The organism is Actinomadura harenae, from assembly GCF_003696215.1.
GTDB classification, from domain to species: Bacteria; Actinomycetota; Actinomycetes; order Streptosporangiales; family Streptosporangiaceae; genus Spirillospora; species Spirillospora harenae.
Window position 1 is genome coordinate 1 of record NZ_RFFG01000209.1, and the last position, 5,878, is coordinate 5,878.

Below are 5,878 nucleotides of genomic sequence, written 5' to 3' on the forward strand. Positions count from 1 at the left end.
CCCGCGGGGCCGGGGGCGGCGCCGTCCGGTTTCGGCGGCGGGCAGCCCGGCATGCCGCTGGCCGCCCCGCCGACGCTCGCGGTGTCCCCCGCGGAGGGAAGCGTCCCCCCGCCGCCCGCTCCGTCGTGGGCGGCGTCCTCTCCCGGCGGTCCCGCCGGGGGCGGCGACCCCGAGTCGACGGCGGGGTGGGTGTTCGACCCCGCCGAGTCCGGGGAGCACCCGCAGGCCGCGCCGGCCGATCCGCACCCGTCCGACATGAAGACGATCATCGCGCCGTCACCCGCCGCGGCCCGCGCGCAGAACTGGCAGGACGGCGCGGCCGAGCAGCCCGCCGAGTCGATCGTCCCCGAGTCCTGGTACGCCAAGCCGCGCCGTCCGGACGAGCCGTCCGAGCCCGCCGGGCCGCAGCAGTGGCAGCCGCAGCCCCAGTCCCAGCCGCAGACGGTGGCCGACCAGGGCTGGGGCCAGCAGCCGCCGCCTCCCGGGGGCGGCTTCCCGAACGGCGGCGACCAGGCCACCGCCATGATCACCCCGGGCGCCGTGTCGCCGACGCCGGGCGGGTTCGGCCAGCAGCAGCCCGGCGGCTTCGGCCAGCAGCAGGGCTTCGGCCAGGACGCCGGTTTCGGCCAGCAGCAGGGCGGGTTCGGCCAAGACGCCGGTTTCGGCCAGCAGGGCAACTTCGGGCAGGACGCCGGATTCGGTCAGCAAGGCGGGTTCGGCCAGCCCCAGCAGGGCGGGTTCGGTCAGCAGGGCTTCGACCAGGGCGGCTTCGACCAGGGCGGATACGGCCAGCAGGGCTTCCAGGGCGGGGCGCCGTCCGGAGGCGGCAAGAAGAACAAGCCGCTGCTCATCGGCGTCGGCGCGCTCGTCGCCGCGGCGGTCGTCGCGGTCGCGGTCGTGCTGTGGCCGAGCGGCGGCAAGAGCAACGCGGGACCGGGCGCGTCCAACTCCCCGGTCGCGCAGAAGAACAAGATCTCGGTGGACTCGGCGGCCAAGCAGCAGGCGGACGCCCTGAACCAGATCCTCAACGCCAGCGCCGACACCAAGCGGACCCTGGTGAAGGGCCTCGGCCAGTCCCGCAAGTGCGCGGACCTGGCGAGCGCGGTCGGCTCCTTCCACGAGGTCGCCCAGCGCCGGCAGAACCAGCTGAAGCACACCGCGGCCCTCAAGGTCGACAAGCTGGAGCACGGCGAGAAGCTGCGCTCGTCCCTGCACGACTCGCTCCAGGCGTCCCTCGACGTCGACAGCGCCCTGCTCACCTGGGCCACCCAGTCGCAGCACGGCTGCAAGGGCAAGCCGAAGCCGGACGCGAACCACGCGCCCGGCCGCGCCGACGCCGAGCGCCGCGCCACGACCTCCAAGAAGAGCTTCGTGGAGCTGTGGAACCCCGTCGCCCGCAAGACCGGCCAGCCCTCCCGCCGCTGGACGGGAGTCTGACACAACCGCAGGTGGGCGCCTGATCACAACCGGGTGGCCGACGGCGCCGGGACCATCCCGGCGAGCGTCCGGTCACGGTAGGTTGGTCGCGACGGACCCTGACGGTGAGGGGTTTTCATGCGGTGCCCTGCCTGCGGTAGCGACACGACCCCGGCGCTCCCCCGCTGTACCCGGTGCGACGCGCCCCTGAACGACGGCACGTCCCCCTCCGGTGACGCGACGCGACGCGATGACGGCTGGCCGTCATCGCCTCCCTGGCCGTCCGAGCCCGGAGCCCCGGTGCACGGTGTCCCGGAGCCCGGTGCCTCGAAGCCCGGAGCCCCGGAGCACGGACCGAGCCCGTACCCCGGCGTCCCCGCCGGACACGAGCCCACCTACGCGTCCGACTACGGCCCCCCGCCCGAACAGGCGCCTCACGAACACGCCGCCCCGCCCGAGTACGGGACGCCCTCCGGCTACGGGACGCCCTCCGAGTACGACGCGTCCCGCGCGTACGGGCCTCCGCCCGAGTACGGAGCACCGCACGAGCCGGGTGCGCCGTCCCAGTACGGGACGCCTCAGGAGTACGGGACGCCGGGCGGGTACGAGCCCGGACGGGTTCCGGAGGGGTTCGGGCACGGGGAGCAGCAGCCGACCGAGCTGGACGTCGGGTACTCGTCGCCGCCGACGGCGTACGACCTGGGGACGCCCGTTCCGGTGCCGCCCTCCGATCCCGGCGCGGCCTACGGGCCTCCGCCCGAGCCGTGGGGCGGCGGGTCGGGGTTGTCGGCCACGCCTCCCCCACCGCCGGACGGCACGCCGGGCGAGCACACGATCACGCTGTCGCCGGAGCCGTGGGCGGCCGAGCCGCAGGTGTGGAGCCCGCCGCCTCCCGCCGAGACGAAGAGGCGCCCGCCCTACCTGCTGATCGCGACCGGGCTGGTCGTCCTCGCGGCGATCGCGCTCGGGATCGTGTTCTGGCCGACCGGATCCGGGAAGGCGGGGCAGGCGGGCAGCGTCTCGCCCGCGACCCAGCAGCGGAGCGACCAGCCGACCGGCCAGGGGCAGCCGTCCGACACGCCCTCGGCGACGGCGTCCTCGCCGTCCCCGAGCGGGGACCTGACCGCGCAGGCGGGCAAGGTGAACACGCTGCTGGACGACATGTCGACGACGCGCGGCGACCTCCAGACCGTCCTGACCGACGGGTGCGACACCGCCGGGCTGCAGCGGATCAAGGGCGAGCGGCAGTCGGAGCTGTCCACGGCGCAGGGCCTGGACGTGAGCGCGCTCGACGACGGGCAGCGGCTCAAGGACGCCCTGGTCCGCGCGTTGCAGGCGTCGGTCGCGTCCAACGCCAAGTACATCGAGCTGTCCCCGGGCTGCCCGTCGGACTCCGACGTCGCGGACGTGAACCAGCAGGCCACCGACGCCAAGCACGAGTTCATCGGCCTCTGGAACCCGGTCGCGGAGAAGGCGAACCTGTCGTCCCGCACCGAGGCGTCGATCTAGGCCGGTCCAGTCCGGGGGGCCTGGACGTCAGCCGAGTCCGAGGCGGGTCGCGAGGGCGTGGACGGCCTCGGCCAGGGCCGTGACGCCGGCGACGCGGCGGGCCAGGCGGGCCAGGGCGCCCGACATGCGGTCGTCGTCGGGGTCGTCGGCCTCCGCCTCCTCGCGGACGTCGGCGAGGTCGCGGCGGGCGCGGGCGGCCTCGGGAAGGTCCGCCTCATGCGCGGCGATGAGCTCCGCGACGCGGGCCAGCGCCTCGGCGGTCCCCTCGTCGGCGTCGCCTCGCGCGCCCTGGATCTGGACGCTGTTGTCGCCGGTCGAGATCTGCCCGGACACCCGGGCGTTCCCGCCGATGTGCACTCCACGGTCGTCGCCGTGCCGCCGCATGACGCTCCTCTCTCGTTCTACGGGTTGACGCCCTGGGCCTGGCGGACGCGGGAACCGCTTCCCGCGACCGAGATCTGCCCGTCGACACGTCCGCCGGTCATGATCACGCCCTGGTTCAGGAGGGTCCCGGCCTGCTCGCGGAAGGCCGACACGTCGACACCGCACTCGGTCCCCAGGTAGTCCAGCAGCGCCTCGTTGACGCGCCGCTCGATCAGCTTCGCGTACTTGTCCACGTCCGTGGCCTGGAGGAAGTCGTCCACGTCGGTGTCGGCGACGAGCTCGCGGACGCTGAGCCGCGAGCCGTAGTCGCGCACGGTCCGCGCCGTCGGATCGCCGCCCGACGCCGCCGCCAGCGCTCCGCCCGCCATCCCCCACGCGGCCGCGACCGTCCTCGGCACCGGCAGCAGGACGGCCTCGGCGAAGCCGCGCCATCCGACCCGGACGGCCTGCCCGAGCAGGACGGGCACGCTCCACGCCGACAGCAGGTCCACGACCCGGAACTCGGACCGGACGGGCGGCAGGACGGTCGCGACGAACTGCCCGTACAGCATCCGTCCCTCGACGGCGAGGTAGACGAAGGTGGTGAGGGTCTGGTCGCGGTCGGCGGCGGGCGCGAGCGGGCCGCCGTCGCGGCGCAGCACCGGCTGCGACTGCGCGCCGACGGTGATCCGCTGGAAGCAGCGGACCGCTCCCTGCGGGTGCCGGACGAGCGCGTCCACGGCCTCGTCCCCGGCCAGGGAGTAGGGCAGCCGCGCGGCGCCGTCGATCAGCGGGTGCCCGCGGAACGGCCTCGGGTCGGACGCGCCGACCGGCCGCTCCCACTGCTCGCACAGGCCCGGCGCGACGACGTGCCAGCCGGTGTTCAGCCCGGTGACGCGCTCGTTCGGGGGCAGCCACGAGCCGCGGTCGGGGGGCGTGCCGTCCGGGCTGGGCGGCCACTCGTCCCGCATGGCCCGGACGCTCTCCTGGACGCGCCGGTGCATGGTCATCGGGTCGGGCCGTCCGGGCGACTCCATCGACAGCGGGTCGCCGCCTGACTCGCCGTCCAGCGGGCCGCCGCCGGGGCGGTCGAGCTCCAGCACGATCGACCAGGCCCGGGTCAGGCCGGACCACACCGGGCCCGCGCCGACGAACGGGTTGTCGCCCGAGTACAGCGTGACGTTGCCGAGCTGGGCGGCGCGGATCCGCTCCAGCAGGACCTCCACGCGGGGGCTGAACACGCGCGGCCCGGGTCCGTGCGCGCCGGGCGCGAGCTCGCGGGACAGCGTCCAGAACAGCAGCGCGAGGTGCCCGAAGTAGATCAGCGCGAAGCACAGGAAGGCCAGCGCCAGGGTCGCGAGGGGGTGTTGGACCTGGAACACCGTCCAGAGGCGCTGGATGTTCCAGTGCACGGGCTCCTCGGCGTCCGAGGAGGTCATGGCGGCGGTCGTCAGGACCGGCGCGAGCAGGGCGTAGACGAACGGGAGCGTCAGCGCCCCGGCGGTCACGACCCGCCAGGGCCAGGCCAGCGACCGCCAGCGGATGCGCGCCGCGATCGCCGGGCTGACCAGCGCCCACCCCACGGAGACCGCGATGCCGGGCGCGAGGGCGAGCAGCAGCGTCCAGGCCAGCGCGAGGAGGACGTCGCGGGAGATCCGCAGCCTGCGGGCGCGCAGCGCGTGCCGGATCACCGGGTCCAGGTCGAAGCCGAAGGACGGCACGACGGCCCGGTGCTCGTCGCGGAGGTACTCGTCGATCACCAGCGCGCAGACCGCGCGGTTCAGGTAGACGGCCGCGCAGAGATGGCGCGTGGTGTTCTGCATCGGGCGCCCGGACGCGGCGGGCCCGGGACTCACGTGCCCGAACGCGGGCGCGGTACCTTCGGCGACGGTGACCATCCGACCTCCGGCGTGCAGGGGGAGGAGAAAAGTACCGATCCCTCCCCGGCCGCCGGGAGGCTCACCGGGCGATCGTGACGAAACCGTCTCCCGGCACGGCGGAGCCGGTGCTGGGCGCCCGGGAGTCAGCCGGTCAGGAAGGGCAGGCCGGCGGACAGGTCCTCGAAGGGCAGGACGAACCTGTCCGGCCAGCTCAGCACGGGTTCGAGCCACGACTCGACGCGCATCGCGGACGCGATGTGGTCGATCTGCTCGTCCTCCTCCATGCCGATCGTGACGAGCGACAGGTCGGCGGAGAACGCCGCGTGGTCGTCCTCGCCCGCGAGCGACAGCAGGGCGAGCGGACGGTTCGACGCGAGCTCCATCGACAGCGGATGGCGGCGCAGGTCCCGCAGGCGGTGGCCGAGGCGCGCCTCCGGGACGTCCCGGAGGCCGGGCAGGCGGTAGTCGAGCGGCGGCGCGAGCGCGTGCTTGTCGGGAGCGCCCGCGCCGTACGGGAACAGCCGATCCAGTTCGTGCAGCCAGCGGACCTGCGGGATCACCCATTGCGCGCCGGCACGGCGGCCCGACAGGTCGTGCGCGCCGCCGAGCAGCCGCGCGCCGACGGCGGCGACCGCCTCGGTCAGGTCGGCGGGCGGGAACGCCGTGCGCAGCGCGCGGGAGCGGCGCGTCACGGCGCGGTCGGCGACCGT

The 5,878-nt window shown here is 75.0% G+C and carries 3 protein-coding genes and 2 pseudogenes; 2 read left to right on the forward strand and 3 right to left on the reverse strand.

What is annotated here, in order from left to right; genetic code table 11:
* Window positions 1-1,437, forward strand: a pseudogene (locus tag EBO15_RS44900) (hypothetical protein); the annotation flags it as partial.
* Between the two features lie 279 nt (window positions 1,438-1,716).
* Window positions 1,717-2,925, forward strand: coding sequence for a hypothetical protein (locus EBO15_RS42435; protein WP_199745175.1), 1,209 nt, complete (start codon window positions 1,717-1,719; stop codon window positions 2,923-2,925).
* 27 nt (window positions 2,926-2,952) lie between these two features.
* Here EBO15_RS42435 and EBO15_RS42440 read toward each other — a convergent pair whose 3' ends face one another.
* From EBO15_RS42440 to EBO15_RS44905, 3 genes and pseudogenes are all read right to left on the reverse strand, one after another.
* Entirely contained in the window at window positions 2,953-3,309 is a 357-nt protein-coding gene (locus tag EBO15_RS42440; RefSeq protein ID WP_122200091.1) for a DUF5955 family protein, read from the reverse strand.
* Between the two features lie 17 nt (window positions 3,310-3,326).
* Window positions 3,327-5,186 (reverse strand): hypothetical protein, encoded by a 1,860-nt coding sequence (locus EBO15_RS42445; RefSeq protein WP_122200092.1) that lies wholly within the window; start codon window positions 5,184-5,186, stop codon window positions 3,327-3,329.
* Window positions 5,187-5,311: 125 nt separating this feature from the next.
* Window positions 5,312-5,878: pseudogene (locus tag EBO15_RS44905) on the reverse strand (ATP-binding protein); the annotation flags it as partial.